Here is a 1750-nt window from a genome sequence, read left to right as displayed (position 1 = left end):
GATCGGACTTGGGTCTAGGCATGCTTATCGTGTGAATGGCGAAGCAATCAGAGATCGACGACCTTGCGCAGTAGCGCGAAGGAGACACGCCAGTGACCTTCGTTCGGGTCGCACTCAATGGAGGCGGTCTTCTGGTTGACGCGCACGATGGCGCCGATGCGTTCGCGCAGGTGTTGGTCGGTGAAGCTGACGGTATCGCCGACCAGGAAGTCCGCACGCTGCGCCCGGGGTAGTGGCGGTGAAGCGTGCGGCGGTTGCTGCGCGGCGGTAGTGGGCTCGGCGAGCGCGCCATCGCGCGTGCTCTTCATTCCAAGATGAAAACAACGGAACCTGACACAAAGGAAACTTAATGCCGGATGATTTGACGCAATTGGACTCTGATATTGATACCACCCAGGTCGGTGCCTGCTCTCCCCAGGAACATCTTATCCTCGTCGACGCAGCCAATAACGAAATCGGCTCCGCCCTCAAGCTGCCCGCCCACGAACAAGGATTGTTACACCGGGCATTTTCTGTCTTCATCGTCAATCGTGACGGTGAGATTCTGATGCAGCGTCGTGCGGCCGTGAAATACCATTCGGCCGGCCGCTGGTCGAATACGTGTTGCGGGCATCCTCGACCCGGCGAGCGAGTCGAGGTTGCGGCCCTCCGCCGCCTTGGGGAGGAAATGGGCATCGCCTGCGAATTGAAGCCGGTAGCGGTCTTCCAATATCGCGCCGATGTCGGCCACGGCCTGATTGAAAACGAGATCGACCATCTGTTCATCGGCGTCTGCGATGACGTGCCACTGCCGGCTCCCGAGGAGGTAAGCGAGTGGATGTATATTCCGCCGGACGCGCTGGCCGCGAGTATATCGCAGGCTCCCGACGATTTCTCCGCGTGGCTCCCAATGGCGTTCAACCACGTCCGTCCCCACCTGATTCCCGGCGAGGTCGAATGAAGCGGCTGCATTTCATCGTCGGTCCGACGACGACAGGAAAAACACGGCGATCCGTTGCGCTTGCGGAACAAACCGACGCTCCCGTCATCGTGCTGGATCGCATCCAATGCTTTCCCGACCTCGCCGTGGGAAGCGGCCGCCCTGCCGTGGACGAACTCCGCTCTACCCGGCGGGTATACATTGCGGATCGCAAGGTCGCCGATGGGGAATTGGCCGCCGCGACTGCCAATGCGTTCTTGCATGAGCACGTGGCCCGACTCCTGCAAAAAGAGTCTTTGCTGATTCTTGAAGGCGGGTCGGTCTCGCTGCTTCGGACCATCGCGGCGGATCCGCGCTGGGCAACGTACGAGCAGACGTGGGAAAGGCTGGCTTTGCAGGATGTCGCCGGATATCTTTCGAAAGCCAAATCCCGGATCCGGGAAATGCTGGCGCCGGCGGATGGCTCGCGGTCCATGTTGGACGAGATCGCCGGTTTGTGGCCGGACGCCAGAACCCACGCCGTGTTGAATGGAATTGTCGGCTATCGGAGCATCATTGCGTATGCAGACCGTTACCGTATTCCTGTCGGCCGCTTGCCGCACGCCCTCTCGCCCGGGCAGAGCGATCAGCTCGTGCAGGAAATCGCCGGCGAATATTTCGTTTATGCGCGTTGGCAGGAGCGTGAGTTGCCGGTCATGTCCGGTCGGTCCATTGCCGTACCCAAACTGGAGTACTGAGGGCATTGTCAGGTTGGCGTAGCGCTGTCGTAAGATGCGTGGATGAAGAAGACGAGATCGCTCTATCACGGCCACCGGTTTCCAGCGGTGGTCA

General features: G+C 60.3%; 3 protein-coding genes. 2 read left to right on the top strand and 1 reads right to left on the bottom strand.

Annotated features, from left to right (window positions below; translation table 11 throughout):
* Positions 1 to 47: 47 nt before the first annotated feature.
* Positions 48 to 308, bottom strand: coding sequence for a hypothetical protein (locus A3A5_RS39010; RefSeq protein ID WP_018312246.1), 261 nt, complete (start codon positions 306 to 308; stop codon positions 48 to 50).
* Positions 309 to 349: 41 nt separating this feature from the next.
* Here A3A5_RS39010 and idi point away from each other — a divergent pair, with 41 nt between their 5' ends.
* Positions 350 to 940: an isopentenyl-diphosphate Delta-isomerase gene (gene idi, locus A3A5_RS0119680; RefSeq protein ID WP_018312245.1), complete on the top strand. Its 591-nt coding sequence runs from the start codon at positions 350 to 352 to the stop codon at positions 938 to 940.
* A complete protein-coding gene (locus A3A5_RS39005; RefSeq protein WP_018312244.1) occupies positions 937 to 1656 on the top strand; it encodes an isopentenyl transferase family protein in 720 nt (239 codons plus the stop codon). Before idi ends, A3A5_RS39005 begins: the two co-directional genes overlap by 4 nt.
* Positions 1657 to 1750 lie beyond the last annotated feature (94 nt).

This window comes from Cupriavidus sp. UYPR2.512, from assembly GCF_000379565.1.
GTDB lineage: Bacteria > Pseudomonadota > Gammaproteobacteria > Burkholderiales > Burkholderiaceae > Cupriavidus.
The sequence above is the reverse complement of the archived record's forward strand: the minus strand, read 5'-3'. Positions and strand labels throughout refer to the sequence as shown.

Excerpts from the sequence above, each read along its gene's own strand:
- A3A5_RS39005 (WP_018312244.1), top strand. The coding sequence starts at position 937 with ATGAAGCGGCTGCATTTCATCGTCGGTCCGACGACGACAGGAAAAACA.
- idi (WP_018312245.1), top strand. The coding sequence starts at position 350 with ATGCCGGATGATTTGACGCAATTGGACTCTGATATTGATACCACCCAG.
- A3A5_RS39010 (WP_018312246.1), bottom strand. The coding sequence starts at position 308 with ATGAAGAGCACGCGCGATGGCGCGCTCGCCGAGCCCACTACCGCCGCG.